We start from the raw sequence: 20,991 nt of genomic DNA on the forward strand, positions 1-20,991 counted from the left end.
TAATTCTATATTTGAAAGCAAATACCATTATATGCAAAAAGATGTTTCCTTTTTTGGAATGAAGTTTACACAACTGCAATTTATTTTGTTTTTCTTCGGATGGATGTTTTTCCTGGCATTTATCTGGCCATTTATTATAGGTTCTTATCTCGGAATGTCGGTTTTGATTTGCGGACTTTCTATTCTTTTTGTTGGTTTGCTTAACCGTTTATTTGGATTATTGCTCCTGCTATTTTATTTTTTAAATAAATCACTAATTAGATATTATCAAAATTTCATGATGGTACTTACGTCTATTTTGACGACTTTGCTTTACAGTCTTTTTGTGCCCATGAATTTTTATACTTATATGGCGCATCTTGTAGTTAACACTTTTACTGTTTTTTTAATCCATGACTTTTTCTTCAAAAAAGGCGGTATCGAAGATGAGATTATTACTTTGGATGATGATAATTAATGAAGTAGACTTTCAGAAACTTCTTTTAAGGTTTTGTTTCTTTCTGTAAGAAATTGCGTCAAATGTTTTTCCAGAAATAAAATGTCAAATAATTCTCCGAAAATTCCAAACGGCGTTTCATATTGCAATTTGTCTTTCATGATTGTGATTCCGTTTTCTTCTTCAAAAAAATGTTCGTGTTTGAAGGTTTTGAATTTACCACGTTCCATTTCATCTACGAAATAATCGTAAAATCTCATTGCCGTAATTCGACTTTTATGTGTGAGATAAAATCCGAAATGTTTGCCACGCCAAGTTACGGTTTCGTTTAAATTGATTAATCCGGAACTTGTGCCTGCAATTGCTTTTTCATTTGATTTACTTGCAGATTGTTGATGAATGTCGATATTTCGTGAAGCGTCGAAAACGGTTTGTTTTGATGCTTTTATTTTTGTTGTCAGGTTTATGGTTGTCATGATTCTTCTTCGTATTTAAAATTCAGCTTAAATATTAATCCTGTAATGAAAGATGATATTGAATAAGATAAAGCAATATCTAGCCATGCAGTTCCTTTTATAATTGCAGCGGTTGTAAAAATCCCAATTATCGGTATTAAAATTAAAATGGCTTTTGATAAATTATTATTTATGTCTCTATTTGCTAAAAATGCATATATAAAACTGCAAAACAAGTAGGTTGGTATAGAAAAGATTAGACTGAAGAGAAAAGCAATAGGATAAACTTCTAAGAGTCCGACAATCTGGTGTGGATCTAAAATGTAAAAATACATTATTACTTGAGAAATTACAGGACCTAACAATAACGTGAAAATCCAATGTTTAAATAGATATTGCCAGTTGATATCTTTAGTCTTCATTTGCTCAATAAATTTTCAAAAGCACCATCAATATTCCCAAACTTAAATTGAAACCCATTCTCCAAAAGCCGTTTCGGAATTACATTTCTACTTTTCAAAACTAACTCAGTTTCTGTTCGAATGAAAAAAGATCCAATTTCTAATAAGAAAGTGTTCATCGGAATTCCGAAAGGAAAACCAACTGCTTTTCGAAGTTTCGTCATAAAATCAACATTACGAACAGGTTCCGGAGAAACAATATTAATAATTCCTGCGATTTCTTTTTGAATGATGAAATCAATTGCATTTGCAAAATCTTCTTCGTGAATCCAGCTTATAAATTGATTTCCTTTTCCTTGTTTTCCTCCAAAACCAATTTTAGCCAAAGTCTTTAACGGAATAAAAGCACCGCCATCTTTTCCTAAAACAATTGAAGTTCGCAAAGCGGTTTTTAAAGTATTTGGTGTTTCGGTTTTAAAGAATGCTTTTTCCCAGGAAAGTGCGACATTGATTGAAAAGTCATTTCCAATTTCGCCATCCATTTCATCCATTTGTTTGTCTAAAGAAAAACGATAAATGGTTGAAGTCGATGAATTCAGCCATTGTTTCGGCGGATTTTGACAATTTAAAACGGCTTTATTTAAAATCTTTGTGCTTTCAATTCGAGATAATAAGATCTCTTTTTTGTTTTCTTTGGTATATCTGCAATCAACAGATTTTCCGGCAAGATTGATTAAAACGGTCGCGTTCTCTAATTCGGTTTCCCAACCAGAAAATGTTCGGGCATTCCAGTTTACATATTTTATTCCGTCAATTGTTTGAGATTTTCCTCTAGTCAGAATTACAATTTCTTCAAATTTATCTTTGAAATGATGGACTAAAACCTGTCCTAAAAATCCTGTTCCGGCTGCGATTACGAGTTTTTTCATTTTTTTAGTTGAATGTTAAACCCGACAGGTTTTTTAAAACCTGTCGGGTTTTGGATGAAATTATGCTTTAAAAACCAATCTTTCTTCTTGTTGAGCTTCTTTTGCTTTTCTTTTTCCTCTAAAGAAAAAGTATAAGTTGAAGAATAACATGATACCAAGATAGATAGAAAATCCGCCAATTTTGTAACTTAATCTTTCAATTAATTCCTGATAATTGTTGTCATATAAGTGCATTTCCAGAATCATTAGAGCAAAGCCAATATTTAAAAGATAAAATCCGGTTTCGAAAAGTTTATTGGTTGCTTCTGCTATGTCTTCTCTTCCTTTGAAAATATCCAGCATAAAGATTTTTCCGTTTTTGAAAAGTGTTTTAGAAACATAATAGGTAAGAAATAAAGCAATTGGTAAATAAATGGCGTAACCGATTAAGATTTTTGTAGTTTCCATGATATTTGATTTAAGATGTTATTTAATTAATTTATGAATGTACTTGGTTAGAATAATGATGTTGAGATAATGTAATATTGAAATGATGAAAATGATGATGGCTGTTTTTATCCCGATTGTTTCTATCAGATTGGGCAAGGTTGAGATCTTTTGCCACGAAATTAAAGTCATTGCACAATAACCAATGTTGAGAAGATAATAAGCCAAAAGCAAAACCTGATTTATTTTTTGGCAGATATCAGCATGATTTGGAATCAGTTCTGCTACATAAATGTTTCCGTTCTTGTAGCATATTTTTCCAACTTTCAGAATGATGAAAATCGTAATACTGAGATAGATGAAATATCCAATGATGTTGAGATTCATGACGATTATTTTTATGGGTTAATATTCATAATTTAAACCGTGTGGTATAAAAAGATCTTCAATTGCTAGTGTGCGTTTGTTTTTTACTTCAATTGCTGATCCTTTTGCAAGAAAAACTGAAGTAGGAATGGTAGTTTCTAAAAACTCAAAGTCATTACCATAATTTTCCTGAAAATTAATATCAACTTTATAAGTGAGAACTTTGAATTGTTCCCATCTTGGGTGCTGAACTTCATATTCGAAAGTGCTTTCTTTATCAATTTTAGTATATCCAAAATAATGTTCCGTAATAAATTCAGCTTCAGAATCGATTTCAATTTCTGTTGGATTCTTTTCAGTCTCTAATTGAATTGTATTCCATTGTTCTTTGTTTTTCCACTGATACACAAAAGTGTTTGTGTTTTCGTTTTCAATGATTTCATGTCTCATTTTTTGAGTTTCATAATTTTCCTGATACAAACTATTCGCAATAAAAGTGATGGCTTTTTGAGGAACAATTTCCTTAATGAAAACAACGCCTCGTTTCCATTCTCCATTTTCAAAACGTTTGACATAAAATCTCAAATTAACTTCTTCAAAATTTATATGAAACGGAACTTTCAATCCTAAAACCTTGGTGTTTTTGAACATGAAACCAACTAAACTCACGTAACATTTGTTGTTCCATAAATCTATTTCAGTGCCATTTGGAAGATGTTTTTCTAAGATTTTAGCATCAACTTCATAATTGAAAAGTGCGAGGTTTTTCCATTCTGCTTTCAGAAATGAATCAGAAGTAATATTTGCTGTCAAAAAGTAGAAGTATGTTGCTATTAACATCGGAAAGAGAAAGAGACAAATGAAATTTCCTAAATCATTTCCGTACACAGAATTGGTCAGGATAAGTAAAAAAGTTATTACAACTAAAAGCCAGTAAAGTTTAATTTTTCTCTTTTTCTCTTTGCTGAGTTCCTTCATTTTTGCAAGTAAAATAATTGCTATTGTTATTTGGACAATCCCCAAGACTATTTGGAATAACATTCCAAAGTATACAAAAAGATAAAGTCCAAGAGCTGTAAAATAAAATATTTTGTTGATTTTGTGTAGGTTGGTAAAAGTTATCATAGTTATTGTTTATTTTAAACTTTCAGAAAAAAATGAAAGTTTTGTTTAAATTTTTTTACTTCATGATTTTTAGAACCAAACGACCTAACCAGTTTTCATTGAATTCTGTCATTTTATCTAACATATTATCGGCTTTTAAAACGAAGTCATACAATTTAGAAGTCTGATCTACAAAGTGTTTTTCTTCTGCAGAATCCTTTGCTTCAATAGTTGAAACTTCTTTTAAGATTTTGAGAGCAGGTTTAATTTCTCTTTTACTTCTTTCTCTGGCAATTTTGGATGCTAATTCGTCTAGATCTTTTTCGGCAGTAAAAAATTCTCTTCTTTCTCCGGCTTTGTATTCTTTATAGACAATTCCCCAATCCATTAAAGCTCTAAGATTCATGCTGGCATTTCCGCGCGAAATCTGCAATTCATCCATAATGTCTTCCATCGAAACAGCTTCGTTCGAGACCATTAATAAAGCATGGATTTGCGCCATGGTTTTATTAATTCCCCATTGAGAACCTAACGCTCCCCAGGTTTGCACGAACTTATTTTTTGCTTCTTTGAATTCCATAGGTCAAATGTAAGCAAAAGTTTTTAAACTTTCAAAAATAAATGAAAGTTTATTGTGTTGTTTCTTAATAATTATTTTCAATTTGGCTAAATGAGGTGTTTTTAAAATGGAAAATTGCTTTATGTCATTGTTTATCTTATTCATACCTAATAATTTCCATTCTGTGACATTTTAATAAATAAGCTTTTTTATTTGATATAGTTTTGAAATAGAAATAAAGTCAAAATCTATTATTTAAGGTTTTTCTGAAAAGTTTCTTGAGTAGGAAAATTCAAAAGTTAATAGAATTGATAATTGTACAATTAGAATCTAAAAACTCATTAACTGATTCTGCAGATCGGAAAATGAGAAAACCATTTAGTATTAAAAATATAATTCTGTTCAACGATGTAAATGAGATTTTTATCTCAAACATAAACGAAAGTACAGCTTGTTTGATAGGGATTGTCTGTTTGATTACTAATATAATTTTAAGAGGAATATAAACCACAATTATTTTGGGGTATTTTATAAGAAATTAAGGAGACCTCATAATAAACACTATGTTTAATTTAAAAAACTTAATGATGAATGATATATTAATTAGAAATGAATTAGGTACTTCTCCATTAGCCACTGCGAGAAGTAATGATCCAGTAGGAGCCAATGATCTGCGTGTAACGAATCTTGACCCGGCAGCACGAATTGCAATAGGGACAGAATATATGGTAGGTCTGGATGATGGTACAAATATGATACCTCGTACTTGTACTGCAAAAGCTGGAACTAACGCAACATTTACCAGATAAATAAAAGTTGGTTTCATAGTAATAAAAAACAAACTGTTTGCATTCAGGAAATAATGCAAGGTGTAACCTGAAAAGCCTTATGAGTAAGGATAAACAAATCAAAAACATATATTATGGCAACTTTTAGTACAACAATCAACATTAGCCCGGACGATGTAAAAATTTTAAAAAGTGAAGGGTATTCTTTATATGGATTCAAATCAGTAGCTGCATCTGGCGATGGTTCTCCTACAGTTTGGTTTAATTTACCAGCTGAAAAATTATTGGGAAAAACAAAAATTACCTGGGAAGAAGATTTTCAGGCTTACAATTCTACAACTACAATAGCACCAAAGATTCAAATCGAAGCCAGTAATACTATTGATACTGATTTAGGACAATTAGTAACTATAGAAAAAGGTTCAGGTAATTTAGATTCTAGTACAGACGGTGTTGAAGGAGCTGTTTCTTTTCTTAACAATGACGGTCAAAGATTTACAGTTGGAATTAATCAGGTAGTAAACGGAAGTTCAAATATTTTATGTGCATTTCCAATTTTAGGAGCCGGCTCATCGAGAGTTATTACACCTATTACAAAAATTGCTTTGATTTTTTCTACAGAACAAATCTTAACTGCAACTGTAATCACTAAAGCAATGTCTGCTGGTGCATTTATTAACCTTACAGGTGTTAGTTCACGAGAAACTACTTATAATGTAAACGACGGTTGGAGTGCTGGCGGAGCTACATGGTTGAAAAACTTTAATGCTTTTACTGACTTAAAAAAGTTGTTAATTGAAAACGTAAGTTCAGAAGAAAGAGCAATTAGCGAGAAATACGCTGCAGTCTAGTTATTGTATTGGGGGTTGAATTACTCTTCATCTTGTCGGATGAAGAGTAATTCTTTATTTATAAATTAATTTAAATAACTGAAAATGAAGAATTCATTAACAATAAATTTTTCTCAGGAAACTGTAGAACTTTTAAATAGGGAAAAATACACCTTATGTTGTTTTCTTGCGTGTGAGTCTGTAAACGCTTCGTCATTTACGCCTTTATGCTGGAATGTTACTAAAGAGTTTTTGAAATCTGTTTTGATAGAATGGGAATTTAATTTATGTTCCTATTTATCTACCAGTGTAATTGCAGACAATAAAATTATATATATTGCTCGATTAGAGGCTTTAATATCTAAATCTACAGCGAAGTCTAAAAGTGTTACGAGCTCGACTTATGAGGTAGCGTTGCAACAACGAATGTTAATTGAGAATTATGGCAGCGTTTCAATTGATGCTAAAAATACTTTAGAAAATATATTAATTCAAAATGATTCAAATACTGCGTATGCTACGGGAATCTGCGTCTACAATAATACCGATGAACAATATTATGGCAATTGTGTTTTTAATACTTATGGGAATCATAATATTAGAGTTGCCCCTGTCAATAAAGCATTTTTAATGTTTAGTAGTCAGGATATTCAAAATAACACTGTCATTTTTTATTCTGAGAATCCAGGAATATTGGTCGATTTAAATGCGGGTCAAGATAATTCCCTAACGATCTCTTATGATATTAATACTGGGTGGAATTCAAATGAACAAGCTTGGGCTACACAATATCCGAGCGTTACGGATCTGAGAACGATATTAGTTTCTTAATATATGGGAACTTTTTTAATACTATGAGCTATGTTTTTTGTTGAGTTTATCTTCACAAAAAAACAATTTATTTAAAAAAAAACCGAAGTATTTCTACCTCGGTTTCAAATATATAATAAACCTAAAGTAGTCCCGCTCTTTTTAACAAAGCTTCCGGTTTAGGTTCCTGGCCTCTAAAACGTTTGTACAAAATCATCGGATGTTCTGTTCCTCCTTTTGAAAGTACATTGTCTTTGAATTTTGTAGCTACTTCTTTATTGAAAATGCCGCTTTCCTGGAAATATTCAAAAGCATCTGCATCCAGAACTTCCGCCCATTTGTAGCTGTAATATCCAGAAGAATATCCACCTTGAAAAATATGTGAAAAAGCAGTACTCATCGCATTTTCTTTTACGTCCGGATACAATTGGGTATTGGCAAATTGCTCGGTTTCGAAAGTTTTTAAATCAGTAATGTTTGTTGGATCTTGCCCGTGCCAAGCCATATCTAAAAGTCCAAAACTCAATTGACGCAAAGTCGCCAATCCTTCCTGAAAACTCGCACTTTCTTTAATTTTCTGAACATACTCAATTGGAATAATTTCTCCGGTTTCGTAGTGGTTTGCAAACAAAGCCAAAGCTTCTGGCTCATAACACCAGTTTTCCATAATTTGACTTGGTAATTCTACGAAATCCCAAAAAACAGAAGTTCCTGATAAACTTGGATATGTTGTATTCGCTAACATGCCGTGTAAACCGTGACCAAATTCATGGAATAAAGTCGTCACTTCATTAAAAGTCAATAACGAAGGTTTCGTTTCTGTTGGTTTTGTAAAGTTGCAAACGTTCGAAATATGTGGTCTTTCGTTTACGCCATCTTTTATAGATTGCGATTTGAATGAAGTCATCCAGGCACCGTTTCGTTTTCCTTTTCTTGGGAAGAAATCGGCATAGAAAATCGAAACTAAATTGTTATCAGCATCTCTAACTTCATAAGTCGTAACTTCTTCGTGGTATTTATCGATGTCAAAAACTTCGGTAAAGGTTAAACCAAATAGTTTGTTAGCAACCGTAAAGGCTCCGTCTAAAACTTTTTCTAACTGAAAATAAGGCTTCAGTTTTTCATCATCTAAATTAAAAAGCTGTTGTTTTAATTTTTCAGAATAGTAAGCGCCGTCCCATTTTTCTAATTGTCCGATTCCGTCTAACTCTTTTGCGAAAGCAGTTAATTCTGCAAATTCTTTTTGAGCAGCAGGTTTTGCTTTAGCTAATAAATCATTTAAGAAGGAGAAAACTTTCTCAGGACTTTCAGCCATTCTTTCTTCCAAAACAAAATGCGCGTGTGTTTTATAACCTAATAAATTGGCTCTTTCAAAACGTAATTTGGCAATTTTCAATACATTTTCCTGATTGTCAAATTCATTATTTTGAAATGATCTTGCACCAAAAGCAATGGCCATTTTTTTACGCAATTCGCGATTATCTGCATAGGTCAAAAACGGAACATAACTTGGATGATCTAAAGTGAAAATCCATCCTTCTTTTTCCTGGCTTTTTGCCAATAACCTTGCAGCTTCGATTGTCCCTTCCGGTAATCCTGCTAAATCACTTTCGTTAGTCAAATTTAATTCGAAAGCATTGGTTTCTGCTAAAACATTTTCGCCAAACTGAAGACTCAATTTTGATAATTCTTTGTCGATTTCTCTAAGCTGATCTTTTTTGTCTTCGGGTAAATTAGCACCGTTTCTGGAAAAACTCTTATATTTTTTATCTAAAAGTGTTGTCTGTTCTGGAGTTAAATTCAAACTTCCTTTTTGCTCATAAACGGCTTTTATTTTTGCAAACAGAGCAGCGTTTAAAGTAATGTCATTTCCGAATTCAGATAATAAAGGCGAAACTTCCTGAGCAATTTTTTGCATTTCGTCACTCGTTTCAGCCGAATTTAAATTAAAGAAAATACTAGACAAACGATCTAAAATATCTCCGGAAAAATCCATTGCTACAACTGTGTTTTCAAAAGTTGGTGCTTCAGAATTATTTACAATGGCATCGATTTCGGCTTTAGCCAGAGCAATTCCCTCTTTAAAAGCAGGAATGTAATCTTCTATCTTAATTTGCGAAAAAGGTGCTGTATTATGTTTGGTAGTAAATTTTGAAAGTAAAATGCTCATTATGATATATTATTTTTTATTAATTGAAGTCTAATTTTTGAATTTCAAAGATAACAATTTATAAAAGTTTAATCGGCTATATGGAATTGATTCTTGGCATAAAATCCTCTTAAATTGTGTTATAGATATGTTATTTATTGCTGTAGGAAATATTAAAAGCGTAAATTGAAAAAATACGATTAGAATTATAAGTCACTAATCATAATTAAATAAAACACTATGAATTATCAAATTGTAATAAAGAATATTGACACAGTTAATGAAGTTGAAGGATATTGGTCAGATGAAGATTTGGTTGTGTTATTGCAAAAATTCAATTATCCGGATGGGGCTACAGCAGAGAAAAGCAGTTTGCCGGAATTACTAGAGATGGCCATTTCGGATTACGAGCCTAACGAAGCCGCACAGATTGTATTAGAATATAAATTGGGAGATGAATTAAGTGCAGGACAAATTGAGCAGATATCAAACAATATGCTGATAGACAAAGTTTGTGAGGAATATCCGGAAATACACATGCAAGGCAGATTATTTCATGTCAATCAATTGCTTTTTAAAGCTTACAATGGGAAATTTCCAAATGCAAAAGCGTCTGTTGTTCATTTTTCTATGACACCAACTAATGGTGAAGTACAAAAACTGACAGCCGAAAATATATTGAAATTATTGAATAAAGGTTTGTCTGACAGAAATCTTATTAAAAGATTATTTGAAGATCAAATGTCTCAAAATATTCCGTTTCCTGAAGCAGAAAGTATTATTTGGGAATTGACAACAGAAGATGATGTAAATTATAACTTGGTTACTTCAGAGAATTGGATAAATAAGGATGATGTAACAGCATCTGAATTTGAATCTATTTTGGAAGAGGTTGAAGATGAGGCTTAATTTTAGTTTTCAGTCACGGTTTTCAGTCACAGTTTACACTGAAAACTGTGACTGAAAACTGAAAACTATTTCAATCCTTCAGCCGCTTTATTAACCGCAGCCTTCAATTCTTCTTTATAGGAGATAATAGTGTCAAGTACTTTTTTATCATGGCTTCCAATAATTTGAGCAGCTAAAATTCCAGCATTTTTTGCTCCGTTCAAAGCAACTGTTGCAACTGGAACTCCGCCTGGCATTTGAAGGATCGATAAAACCGAATCCCAGCCATCAATTGAATTGCTTGATTTTACCGGAACCCCAATTACAGGAAGCGGTGACATTGAAGCAACCATTCCTGGTAAATGCGCAGCGCCACCAGCTCCGGCAATAATTACCGAAATACCGCGAGTATGTGCATTTTTACTGAAATCGAATAATTTTTCCGGCGTTCTGTGTGCCGAAACGATATCTACTTCAACTTCAACATTAAATTGTTTTAAGATGTCGATGGCATCCTGCATGACTGGCATGTCAGAGATACTTCCCATTATGATGGCTACTTTGCTCATTTGTTTTTTGTTTATTTTGTTTGCTTCGCCAATTCGGCTAAAGCCTCGTGTCAGGTTTCAGGTTTTGCTGTGACTGAAAACTATTATTTATTTTAGTTGTGAGAACTAAGGACTAATAACTAAGCACTAATTACTCTAATAGTATTCTTAACCTCTTCCGCAATTCTTCTCGCTTCCTGCATATCTTCATTTACAATAGTAACGTGACCCATTTTTCTGAAAGGTCTTGTTTGCTTTTTACCGTAAATATGTGGTGTAACGCCGTTCCATCCTAAAATGGTTTCGATATTTTCGTACACTACATCTCCTGAAAAACCTTCCGCACCAACTAAGTTTACCATAACTCCGGCAACTTTGCTGTCTGTGTTTCCTAATGGAAGATCTAAAATAGCACGTAAATGATTTTCGAATTGTGACGTATAACTGGCTTCAATAGAATAATGTCCTGAATTGTGTGGGCGAGGAGCAACCTCGTTTACTAAGATTTCATCGTCGTTGGTTTGGAACATTTCAACTGCCAAAAGTCCAACGTGATTGAATTTCTCTGAAACATTCAAAGCAATTGCTCTGGCTTTTTCAGCTACTTTTTCGTCGATTCTTGCCGGGCAAATTACATATTCTACCTGATTAGCTTCTGGATGGAATTCCATTTCAACAACCGGATATGTTTTTATTTCTCCTGATGGATTTCTGCAAACGATAACGGCCAATTCATTTTTGAACGGAACCATCGTTTCTGCAATACATTCCACATTTGGTAAATCATCCATATCAGAAATCTGACGAATTACTTTTACGCCATTTCCGTCATATCCAAACTCCGTACATTTCCATACAAATGGAATTGTTATTTCATTATTTCCGACTGATTTTTGTAAATGTTCTGGCGAATCAAATCGTAAAAATGATGCTGTTGGAATATTGCTGTCTGCGTAAAATTGTTTTTGAATTCCTTTATTCTGAATTCCTTTTAAGGTTTTTGGAGAAGGATACACTTTTACGCCTTCGTTTTCTAATTGTGTTAAAGCTTCAAGATTAACCAATTCAATTTCGAAAGTCAAAACATCAACTTGTTTTCCAAAATTATAAACCGTGTCATAATCCATTAAATCGCCCTGAAAGAATTTGTTGCAGGCAATTTTGCTCGGAGCTTCATCGCTCGGATCTAAAACGTAAGTTTGTATGTCAAATTTTCGGGTGTCAAACAAAAGCATTTTGCCTAATTGTCCACCGCCCAATATTCCTAATTTAAAATCAGAAGAAAAATAATTCATTGTCTTTATAGTGTATTTAAGAATTCATCTGGTGTGAATACATTTATTTCTGAGAATTTAAAATCTTTTATATCTCTAGTAATAATGCAGTCCATTGAATTTATTGATTGAGCCGATGTAATTTGAATCGCATCTTCAAAATCTTTATGATTGGATTTTAAACTTTTCTTTAAAATAGATTCTGTTACGGCAATTATTGAAATAGTATCTAATAAATCCTCAATAATAGATCGTAATTCTTTCTCATCAACCACTTTTTTTGCAATATAATGCATTGTAGCAATTGAATGTGACGACGAATACATTTTGATTTTATGGCGTTGACAGTAATCGAAAATTGAAATTGCATTTTTTGAAAACGGAAATCTATTCGCAACAATATCGACTAATATATTGGTGTCTAGAAAGATATGTTTAAAATCCATACTTTTCTCTGTAATGTTCTTCTTTTACTTTTTCTTGGTCAAAATCTGGCGGAAGCGTAATTCTTCCAATCAGCTTTTTTACTTTTGGATGAATGTCATCGTAAGTTTCTGTTTTCTCAGTCAAATTTTTAAAATAGCTTTCTACCAGCTCAGATAAGCTTCTGCCTGTTTTTTTTGCATACAATTTCGCTTGCTCGATGACTTCTTTTTCTAACGATAAAGTGAGTTTAGTATTCATGTACGTAAAGTTTTTACAAATGTACGTAAAATAATTATTTTAGAAAATTTTGTATAAAATATTTGATTTTCGTTTGCCACGAATTACACGAATTTCCATTAATTCTTTTGTTGTTAAATAGACTAATATATCTAAGTATTTTAAAAATTTAATTTGAGAAAATTCGTGGCAAACTAAAAACTATTTTATTTTCTTCAAAACTTCGCGTGCAACCGCTTTATACGCAGCAGAATGATCGCCATAATCTTTATCTAGAATAATTTTTAGTTCAGGATGAATCCAGTCGTAATGGTTTCCTAAAACATATAAAGTTCTTATCGAATAGGCTTTTGTAGCTACTTTCACATCGTTTATCAGCCAGTCAAAAGAGGCTTCGATGCAATCCTGAAGATTTTCTTCGGATAGAATTATGCAGTTTTCATCTTTTTTATAATGTGATTTTACTAAAAGCTGCGTCACTTTTGCAATGGGCCGAATCGAACTTTCATCTTTTAAATTCTTTAAATTGGAGAAGAAAAAATCAAGATGAGGCTGAAGCCAAATCAATTCTTCGTAAGACACAAATTCTAAAATCCAACAGGCTTTATGGTTGTTTTTGTCCGATGGAGAAAGGCAAATCGAAACTAATTCGTCAAATAAGCTGGGATTTTCTAAAATGTCCTGCGCCACTTTCAGACGGTTTTCTCTATAAGCATTAACGTATTCAAGTTTCTTTTGTAGTTCAGATATCATCTTAATCGATTTAATTCTGCGACTAAAATAAGTAATTTAATGAGATATTTCCGTAGTAGTTTACAGGAAGACCTGGATAATAATATCTTGGAGATGAAGTGCCAGCCGGAAGCGCATTTGGTAGAATTAAAGAAGCATATTTTTCATTCGTCACATTATTAATTCCAAAAGCTAAATTGGTATTGAGATTATGAAGAATTTCAAAACGATAACCGGTTTTTAAGTTTACAATATTATAAGAATCAGAGAAGGCCGAGTTAGCATCGTTCATCGAAATTTCATCCACAAATTGATAATCGGCATTCAAATAAATTCCAAAACGGGTATTTAAAATTAATCCGGCATTGAATTTATTCGCCGGAACTCCGGTTAATTTATTTCCCGAATAATCATTTCCGCTATCAACGAATTCTTTAAATTCATATTTACCGATGGAAATTCCGATATAAGAATTCAGATTAAAAAATCGATTAATTTGCCAATTGTGTTTCAGCGTAATTTCAATTCCTTCATGCAATGTTTTTCCGGCATTCACACCTTCGTATTGATCATCGCCGATTCTTTTGGCCACCAATAAATCTTTAATTTCCATTCGGTACAAGGCAATTTCTGTATAAAGATTTTTGTTGAAGAAATAGAATTTTCCGCCCAATTCAAAATTATAACCATTTTCAGGTTTAATATCCGGATTGATAGTTCCATTGCTGGTTAAAGTTTCTTCGGTTGCTGGTAATGAAAATCCGCGGCTTGCTGAAAAATAGATCGTTTGTTGTTGATTTGGTTTGAATAATAAAGAAAGTTGAGGCGAAAAAATGCCATCATAGCTGTATTTTTCAGTCGCCGTTTTTTGAGGAAGAAAGTTCGTTAGTTCAAAATGCGTTTCATTATAATTTAAACCAAATTGAAGTTCGAATTTTTCAGAAAGCAACGATCTGATTTGCGAAAATAGATTATAAAAATGCCTTTTTTGATCGCTTTCTGTCAATTGATTTCCTTGTAAACTGCCTTGTCCGTTGTTTTGTTTGTATAAATTTTCAAAAGTATTTCCATTGTAATTATCGGTAAAATATTCCATTCCGAAAATGAATTGATTCTTCAGTTTTCCAATTTCGAAATTCCCTGAAAATTGCGTTCTCGCTCCAGTCGCAAAAGTATATTGACGCAAAATATCAAAAGGTCGTGGTTCGTTACTGTCTTTATAATTGATAAAAACAGATGTTGAATTATTCAGATTGTCAGTAATCTTAAAATCATAAGCCAATCCTGCTAAAGTCGATTTGTATTCTTTAAATCCCTTTGAAGCCACCCAAGTTGGCGCACCCAATTGCGGATTTGAATCGTAAACTTCCTTGCTAATCGAACTCGGAATAAAAGCTTTTAGATAAGTATAATTGGTAAAATAAGTCAGTTTGCTGTTTCGTCTTCTGAATAATTCGCCGGCAATCGTGACTCCTTCTCGTTTATAAGAACTGTTTTCGCGCCAGCCATCTGATTTCAGATTGTGATAACTTAAATTCAAGCTTGCATCTTTCTCATCTAAACTATAATTCAAAGTATTTTTCAATAATCCAAAAGAACCAAAAGTAGAACTTATTCCTGCAGTCTGTCCTTTACTTTTAGAAAGTTGAGACGAAATCAAAATCGCTCCGCCCAGACCTGCACCGTAAATACTCGAAAGTGGTCCCTTAATAATTTCAATCTGGTTGAGGTTTTCCAAATCAATATCATCAATAACCGTTTCGCTATTTCCAGAAGTTAACGGAATACTGCCGTAAAAAGCCCTTATTTTATTGGTTCCATAAGGTGTTCGCGCACCAATACCGCGAATCGAAATTCGGGTGGTTGTAAAATTGGAAGATTGCATAAAAACTCCCGGAATCGTATTGACAACAGTCGTAACATCTGTAGTATTATTTTGCGTCAGTTCTTTTTTGGATAAAATTCCAATCGAAGCCGGTGCATTCTGCAAACTGTCATTAATATGAAAGGAACTGATAATAACTTCTTCGAGTTTTTCTGTTTTCACAGAATCAATAGATTTGTTTTTTTCTTCTTGTGCAAAAGTGTTTTGAGAAACAATTAGAACAAGAAGAAAAAAGCAATATTTTTTTAAAAGCATAAAAAGACAGTTTAGTTTTAGGCCTTAATTTTAAACACATAGAAACATAGTTTTGGATTGTGTATAAAGCCGTTTCACTTGCTACAAGACACATAGCTATGTGTTTTAAAACAAGTGAAACACCTCTTTTTTAGTTTCCAGAATACTATGATTCTATGTGTTTAAAAAATTAGCATAAAGTTTGGAATTTGGAATTTTAAAAAAAATGGAATTTTATTTATTAGCAGTTACTTTCCAAATCGTATTTCCGCTATCATCATTTACCAAAAGCGATCCGTCATTCATAACGGTAACCGCTACCGGACGTCCGTAAACCTGAGCTTTGTCGGCATCAGAAATAAAACCAGTTAAAAAATCCTCAGGTTTTCCGGAAGGTTTTCCATTCGCAAAAGGAACAAAAATTACTTTATAACCAGAAATATTGGCACGATTCCACGAACCATGCTGGCCAACGAAAGCGCCATTTTTATATTTTGCCGGAAATTTATCTTTAGTATAAAATGCCAATCCCAACGAAGCCGTATGCGCGCCAACCGGAACATCGGGAACAATTGCTTTTGCTGCCAGATCTTTGCGTTCGCCTTTCATTCTCGGATCTAAAATATTTCCGAAATAAGAATACGGCCAACCATAAAAACCATCTCTTTTGACACTTGTAATGTAATCAGGAACTAAGTCATCTCCCAATTCATCACGCTCGTTAACAGCGGTCCAAAGTTCTTTATTTACCGGATTCCAATCCATCCCAACCGGATTTCTAAGTCCGGATGCATATATTTTTTCACCAGTTCCATCAGGATTAATTTCCAGAATATCGGCACGGCGAACTTCTTTGTCAATTCCGTGCTCGGCAACATTACTTCCGGAACCAACGGAAACATAAATTTTAGATCCGTCTGTGTTTGAAATTATATTTCTTGTCCAGTGATTGTTGTATCCTCCGGCAGGAAGTTCAAGAATCTTTACACCTTTAGTATCTAATTTCAGCGGATTATTTTTATACGGATATCTGTATAAACCATCAGTGTTGGCGATATAGAAAAAGTCTTTTAAAACCAGCATTCCAAAAGGCTTGTTTAAGTCTTTTATAAAAACTTCACGGGTTTCAAATTTTCCATCTTTGTCTTTATCTCGAAGCACGGTAATTTGATTTTTACTTGTTCTTGTTCCGCTTTCCACAACAAAAATGTCATTGTTTGGTGCGATGTAAGTCCAACGCGGGTTTTCGAAGCCATCTGCAAATTTCGTAACGGTGAAACCTTCTGGCGCTGTTGGCGTTTTGCCTTCTGGCCATCCTATTACTTTGCTATTTTTAGATGTAGATTCCGTTGCAAAAGGCGGAGGCAAGGTCAGGTCTCCAATTGCAGTTTTTACAACAGTTGGCGGTTGTTTTGCCAGGGCTTCTTTTTCTTCTTTTTTTACTTGTCCTTGACAGGCCGTCATTACGGTTAATAACGACAGGGATAATAATTTTATTGTAGTTTTCATTATGTTTTTGAGTTAAAATTTTAATAGACAACAATTTAATAAAATTAAAAATGACCTTAACAAAAGATTTGTAAATATTAAGTGATATTTAACATTCTTAAAAAAGTCATCGTATCCATATAATTTGATACGAACAATTTGGTTGTAATTCTGTATCTTTGCGCATTATTTTAAAATCAAAAATAATGATACAACTTCACGATAAACAATTTGTTCCGTTTATTTCGGCTAAGGAAATTGATTTTGCTTTAACCAAAATAGTTGCACAAGTAGAAGATGATTTTGGAGATGATACCCCAATTTTTATTGGCGTTTTGAATGGTGCGTTTATGGTTGTAAGCGATTTTCTGAAAAAATACAAAAAACCGTGCGAGGTTTCATTTATCAAAATGGCATCTTACGAAGGTACAGAAACGACTAATGTTGTTAAAGAATTAATCGGAATTAATCAGGATCTTTCAGGCAGAAGCGTGGTCATAATTGAAGATATTATTGACACCGGAAATACAATCGAGGAATTAAAACATTTGTTTAAACAACAAAATGTAAAGCATTTTAAAATTGCGACTTTGTTTTTTAAACCTGAAGCGTATAAAAAAGATATTAAAATTGATTACATAGGAATCAGGATTCCAAATAAATTTATCGTTGGTTACGGTTTAGACTACGATGGTTTAGGAAGAAATTTAACCGAAGTATATAAGTTAGCCGAATAACATTAAACAAAACACAACTATATATTCATTTTAAACTTCTTAGATAAAATCAAGAAGTCAAGTAACACTCACATTATGATTAACATCGTTTTATTTGGAAAGCCAGGAGCAGGAAAAGGAACTCAGGCAGAATTTTTAAAAGAGAAATACAAATTAACACATCTTTCAACAGGGGATATTTTTCGTTTTAATTTAAAAAATGATACAGATTTAGGTAAAAGAGCAAGAGTTTTTATGGACAATGGCGAATTGGTTCCTTGCGAAGTTACAACTGCAATGTTAATTGATGAGGTGAACAAACATTTAGATTCAAACGGATTTTTGTTCGACGGTTATCCAAGAACTTTAGATCAGGCTGAGGCTTTAGATAAATTTTTACCAACAATCGGATCAAGTGTTACAGCAACTATCGCATTAGAAGCTGATGATGAGATTTTGGTAGCTCGTTTGCTTGAAAGAGGAAAAACAAGCGGAAGAGTGGATGATCAGGACGAAGAAAAAATTCGTGTAAGATATCAGGAATACAACGAAAAAACAGCTCCATTGATTGGATATTATAAAGCACAAAATAAGTTTCACGCCGTAAATGGTATCGGAACTATCGAAGAAATTACAGAACGATTAACGTCAGTTATAGATAATTTGTAATAAAACTTGTTTGAAGTTAAAAGTTAAATGTTAGAAGGAAATTTGAAATAAGTTCTGAAAAACATTTAACTTTTGACTTTTAACTTTAAACTTAAAAATGGAAATACTAATAATATTTTTTCTAATACTATTAAACGGAGTTTTCTCGATGTCAGAGATCGCATTGATTTCGGCTAGAAAAAACAGATTGGAAACTGCTGCAAAAAAAGGAAATAAAAGCGCAAAAATTGCATTGGATTTAGCCAATTCTCCAAACAAGTTTTTATCCACAGTACAAATCGGAATTACCTTAATCGGAATTTTGACAGGTATTTATAGTGGAGATAAAATAACAATGGATGTTGAGACTTTTGTTGCGGGGTTTACTATTTTAAAACCCTATGCACATTCAGTTGCCGTGGGAATTGTGGTAGTAGTTTTAACGTTTTTTTCTTTAGTCTTAGGAGAATTATTGCCAAAACGAATCGGTTTAAATTATCCTGAAGCAATTGCAAAGGCGGTAGCCCTGCCGATGAAAATAGTTTCGATTGTGACAGCTCCATTTATTTGGTTGTTAACATCATCAACTGATTTTTTACTGAATGTTTTACAGATAAAACCTTCAGCTGACGGAAAAGTAACCGAAGAAGAAATTAAAGCCATTATAAAAGAAGGAACCGAAGGCGGAGAAGTTCAGGAAATTGAGCAAGATATCGTGGAGCGTGTTTTTCATATTGGCGACCGAAAAGTAAATTCGTTAATGACACACCGTAAATCGGTAGATATGTTGCCGTTAAACGCAGATAAAGACAAAATCAAAACATTGGTTTTAGAAGATTTACATACCGTTTATCCGGTTTATAATGACAACTATGATGATATTGTCGGAATCGTAACGCTTAAAAATATATTCGCAAACATCGAAAGCGAGCATTTTGATTTGTCAGCAATTATGACAGATCCTCCTTATTTAATGGAACAGACGACGGCTTACAAAGCTTTGGAAAATTTCAAGAGAACAGGAGTTCATTATGCTTTGGTTTCTGATGAATATGGCGTTTTTCAGGGGATTATTACTTTGAATGACATTCTGGAAGCTTTAGTTGGAGATGCATCTGATTTTTATAAAGATGAATTCCAGTTAATCGAAAGAGAAGATGGTTCATGGTTAGTTGACGGACATTATTCATTGCACGATTTCTTAACTTATTTTGAGTTAGACGAATTGACAAACGATTACGAAGTAAACACCGTAAGCGGAATGATTATGACCGAGCTTTCGCATATTCCAAAAGAAGGCGAAAAATTATATTGGCAAAAATTTGTGCTTGAAGTGCTGGACATGGACGGTGTAAAGATTGACAAAGTGTTGGTAAAAGCACTAAAAGAGTAAATAAAATAGTTTTCAGTCACAGTTTTCAGTCGCAGTTTGCACTGTAAACTGCGACTGGACTAGAATACTAAAAATAAAATAGTTTCCAGTCACAGTTTTCAGTCGCGGTTTGCACTGAAAAATGCGACTGCGACTGAATACTAAAAACAATGACAGAAGGAAATTTTGTAGATTACGTTAAGATATATGTTTCATCCGGAAAAGGAGGAAAAGGATCTACGCATTTACATAGAGAGAAATTTATTGAAAAAGGAGGCCCGGACGGTGGTGATGGTGGTCGTGGTGGACACGTATATTTGGTGGGAAATAAAGGTTTGTGGACATTATTTCACTTAAAATTTGCGCGTCACATTAAAGCCGGACATGGTGGAGATGGAGGAGGAGACCGTAGTACCGGTGCTGATGGAGATGATAAATTTATCGAAGTACCTTTAGGAACTGTCGTAAAAGATAAAGAAACCGGAGAAACCTTATTCGAAATTACTGAAGATGGTGAAAAACAAATTCTTTCAAAAGGAGGAAAAGGTGGATTAGGAAACTGGCACTTTAGAAGCTCAACCAATCAAACACCACGTTATGCACAGCCAGGTTTACCAGGTGTAGAAATGGATGTGATTCTGGAACTTAAAGTTTTGGCTGACGTTGGATTGGTAGGTTTTCCAAATGCCGGGAAATCAACTTTGTTGTCTGTATTGACGTCTGCAAAACCAAAAATTGCCGATTATCCTTTTACAACTTTAAAACCAAACTTAGGAATCGTTGCTTACAGAGATTATCAATCGTTTGTAATTGCTGACATTCCCGGAATTATTGAAGGTGCCGCTGAAGGAAAAGGGCTAGGACATTATTTCTTACGTCATATTGAGCGTAACTCAACTTTGTTGTTTTTAGTTCCTGTTGATACTCCGGATATTAAAGGAGAATATGATATTTTGGTTAATGAATTGACTAAATACAATCCTGAAATGTTAGATAAAGAGCGTCTTTTGGTGATCTCAAAATGCGATATGTTGGATGACGAATTGAAGGCAGAATTGAAAGTTGAACTTGATGTCGCTTTCAAAGATGTTCCGTATATGTTTATTTCATCGGTTGCGCAACAGGGTTTGACAGAATTGAAAGACAAACTTTGGAAAATGCTTAACGATTAAAATGCTTAAAAATATTTTTAAAAGGCGTCCGCTGCAGCGGACGCCTTTTTTATTAGTGCGAATGTTAAATTCGTAAAAAAACAATAAAAAAGAAACAGTATATTTTATTTTAAGAGTT

The 20,991-nt window shown here is 33.2% G+C and carries 24 protein-coding genes; 9 read left to right on the top strand and 15 right to left on the bottom strand.

All coding sequences use genetic code 11. The annotated features are described in order from the left end of the window. The first annotated feature begins 31 nt into the window (after nt 1–31). Complete coding sequence (locus AC6CH4_RS08015) at nt 32–457, top strand: hypothetical protein (protein ID WP_498101871.1); 426 nt, start codon at nt 32–34, stop codon at nt 455–457. Here AC6CH4_RS08015 and AC6CH4_RS08020 read toward each other — a convergent pair. From AC6CH4_RS08020 to AC6CH4_RS08050, 7 genes are all read right to left on the bottom strand, one after another. Next, nucleotides 454–912, bottom strand: a complete 459-nt coding sequence (locus tag AC6CH4_RS08020) for an SRPBCC family protein (RefSeq protein ID WP_498101873.1) — start codon at nt 910–912, stop codon at nt 454–456. The genes AC6CH4_RS08015 and AC6CH4_RS08020 overlap by 4 nt on opposite strands. Next, nucleotides 909–1,313, bottom strand: coding sequence for a hypothetical protein (locus AC6CH4_RS08025; protein ID WP_498101875.1), 405 nt, complete (start codon nt 1,311–1,313; stop codon nt 909–911). Before AC6CH4_RS08025 ends, AC6CH4_RS08020 begins: the two co-directional genes overlap by 4 nt. Beyond that, the gene (locus AC6CH4_RS08030) at nt 1,310–2,221 is read right to left on the bottom strand and encodes a TIGR01777 family oxidoreductase (RefSeq protein WP_498101877.1); all 912 of its coding nucleotides are present in this window, start codon (nt 2,219–2,221) and stop codon (nt 1,310–1,312) included. Before AC6CH4_RS08030 ends, AC6CH4_RS08025 begins: the two co-directional genes overlap by 4 nt. A gap of 60 nt (nt 2,222–2,281) precedes the next feature. Further along, a complete protein-coding gene (locus AC6CH4_RS08035) occupies nt 2,282–2,668 on the bottom strand; it encodes a hypothetical protein (RefSeq protein WP_056189128.1) in 387 nt (128 codons plus the stop codon). 18 nt (nt 2,669–2,686) lie between these two features. Then, nucleotides 2,687–3,034, bottom strand: a complete 348-nt coding sequence (locus AC6CH4_RS08040; RefSeq protein ID WP_375033741.1) for a hypothetical protein — start codon at nt 3,032–3,034, stop codon at nt 2,687–2,689. 18 nt (nt 3,035–3,052) lie between these two features. Continuing rightward, on the bottom strand, nt 3,053–3,991 hold the full coding sequence (locus tag AC6CH4_RS08045) for a YqjF family protein (protein WP_498101879.1): 939 nt from the start codon (nt 3,989–3,991) through the stop codon (nt 3,053–3,055). A gap of 202 nt (nt 3,992–4,193) precedes the next feature. Then, nucleotides 4,194–4,697, bottom strand: coding sequence for a GbsR/MarR family transcriptional regulator (locus AC6CH4_RS08050; RefSeq protein ID WP_498101881.1), 504 nt, complete (start codon nt 4,695–4,697; stop codon nt 4,194–4,196). 566 nt (nt 4,698–5,263) lie between these two features. Here AC6CH4_RS08050 and AC6CH4_RS08055 point away from each other — a divergent pair. The 3 genes from AC6CH4_RS08055 to AC6CH4_RS08065 all read left to right on the top strand — a co-directional run bounded on the left by AC6CH4_RS08055 (nt 5,264) and on the right by AC6CH4_RS08065 (nt 7,125). Beyond that, the gene (locus AC6CH4_RS08055) at nt 5,264–5,485 is read left to right on the top strand and encodes a hypothetical protein (protein ID WP_498101883.1); all 222 of its coding nucleotides are present in this window, start codon (nt 5,264–5,266) and stop codon (nt 5,483–5,485) included. 113 nt (nt 5,486–5,598) lie between these two features. Further along, nucleotides 5,599–6,315, top strand: a complete 717-nt coding sequence (locus tag AC6CH4_RS08060) for a hypothetical protein (RefSeq protein WP_498101885.1) — start codon at nt 5,599–5,601, stop codon at nt 6,313–6,315. Nucleotides 6,316–6,399: 84 nt separating this feature from the next. Continuing rightward, the gene (locus tag AC6CH4_RS08065) at nt 6,400–7,125 is read left to right on the top strand and encodes a hypothetical protein (protein ID WP_498101887.1); all 726 of its coding nucleotides are present in this window, start codon (nt 6,400–6,402) and stop codon (nt 7,123–7,125) included. 121 nt (nt 7,126–7,246) lie between these two features. Here the strand turns inward: AC6CH4_RS08065 and AC6CH4_RS08070 are convergent, their stop codons facing one another. After that, complete coding sequence (locus tag AC6CH4_RS08070) at nt 7,247–9,274, bottom strand: M3 family metallopeptidase (protein ID WP_498101889.1); 2,028 nt, start codon at nt 9,272–9,274, stop codon at nt 7,247–7,249. A 219-nt stretch (nt 9,275–9,493) separates the two neighbouring features. Here AC6CH4_RS08070 and AC6CH4_RS08075 point away from each other — a divergent pair, with 219 nt between their 5' ends. Further along, nucleotides 9,494–10,162 carry a hypothetical protein gene (locus AC6CH4_RS08075; RefSeq protein WP_498101891.1) on the top strand — a complete coding sequence of 223 codons (669 nt, stop codon included), beginning with the start codon at nt 9,494–9,496 and terminating at the stop codon, nt 10,160–10,162. 65 nt (nt 10,163–10,227) lie between these two features. On the opposite strand, the gene purE is transcribed toward AC6CH4_RS08075, so the two are convergent. The 7 genes from purE to AC6CH4_RS08110 form a co-directional block, all read right to left on the bottom strand. After that, entirely contained in the window at nt 10,228–10,710 is a 483-nt protein-coding gene (gene purE, locus AC6CH4_RS08080) for a 5-(carboxyamino)imidazole ribonucleotide mutase (protein WP_057114953.1), read from the bottom strand. A 119-nt stretch (nt 10,711–10,829) separates the two neighbouring features. Then, the gene (locus AC6CH4_RS08085; RefSeq protein WP_498101894.1) at nt 10,830–11,984 is read right to left on the bottom strand and encodes a 5-(carboxyamino)imidazole ribonucleotide synthase; all 1,155 of its coding nucleotides are present in this window, start codon (nt 11,982–11,984) and stop codon (nt 10,830–10,832) included. A 5-nt stretch (nt 11,985–11,989) separates the two neighbouring features. Further along, nucleotides 11,990–12,409, bottom strand: coding sequence for a type II toxin-antitoxin system VapC family toxin (locus AC6CH4_RS08090; RefSeq protein WP_498101896.1), 420 nt, complete (start codon nt 12,407–12,409; stop codon nt 11,990–11,992). Beyond that, entirely contained in the window at nt 12,399–12,647 is a 249-nt protein-coding gene (locus tag AC6CH4_RS08095; RefSeq protein WP_498101898.1) for a DUF6364 family protein, read from the bottom strand. Before AC6CH4_RS08095 ends, AC6CH4_RS08090 begins: the two co-directional genes overlap by 11 nt. A 180-nt stretch (nt 12,648–12,827) precedes the next feature. Then, on the bottom strand, nt 12,828–13,379 hold the full coding sequence (locus AC6CH4_RS08100; protein ID WP_498101900.1) for a HEAT-like fold family protein: 552 nt from the start codon (nt 13,377–13,379) through the stop codon (nt 12,828–12,830). A gap of 22 nt (nt 13,380–13,401) precedes the next feature. Next, nucleotides 13,402–15,498: a TonB-dependent receptor gene (locus AC6CH4_RS08105; RefSeq protein WP_498101902.1), complete on the bottom strand. Its 2,097-nt coding sequence runs from the start codon at nt 15,496–15,498 to the stop codon at nt 13,402–13,404. Nucleotides 15,499–15,711: 213 nt separating this feature from the next. Continuing rightward, a complete protein-coding gene (locus tag AC6CH4_RS08110; RefSeq protein ID WP_498101904.1) occupies nt 15,712–16,986 on the bottom strand; it encodes a PQQ-dependent sugar dehydrogenase in 1,275 nt (424 codons plus the stop codon). A gap of 185 nt (nt 16,987–17,171) precedes the next feature. Here AC6CH4_RS08110 and AC6CH4_RS08115 point away from each other — a divergent pair, with 185 nt between their 5' ends. From AC6CH4_RS08115 to obgE, 4 genes are all read left to right on the top strand, one after another. Beyond that, nucleotides 17,172–17,702, top strand: a complete 531-nt coding sequence (locus AC6CH4_RS08115) for a phosphoribosyltransferase (protein ID WP_498101906.1) — start codon at nt 17,172–17,174, stop codon at nt 17,700–17,702. Nucleotides 17,703–17,777: 75 nt separating this feature from the next. Beyond that, complete coding sequence (locus tag AC6CH4_RS08120; RefSeq protein WP_026982979.1) at nt 17,778–18,350, top strand: adenylate kinase; 573 nt, start codon at nt 17,778–17,780, stop codon at nt 18,348–18,350. A 97-nt stretch (nt 18,351–18,447) separates the two neighbouring features. Then, nucleotides 18,448–19,722 (top strand): hemolysin family protein, encoded by a 1,275-nt coding sequence (locus AC6CH4_RS08125; RefSeq protein ID WP_498101908.1) that lies wholly within the window; start codon nt 18,448–18,450, stop codon nt 19,720–19,722. 149 nt (nt 19,723–19,871) lie between these two features. Further along, nucleotides 19,872–20,873, top strand: a complete 1,002-nt coding sequence (obgE, locus tag AC6CH4_RS08130) for a GTPase ObgE (RefSeq protein WP_375033727.1) — start codon at nt 19,872–19,874, stop codon at nt 20,871–20,873. Nucleotides 20,874–20,991 lie beyond the last annotated feature (118 nt).

The sequence above is a fragment of the Flavobacterium sp. GQ95 genome (assembly GCF_059758655.1).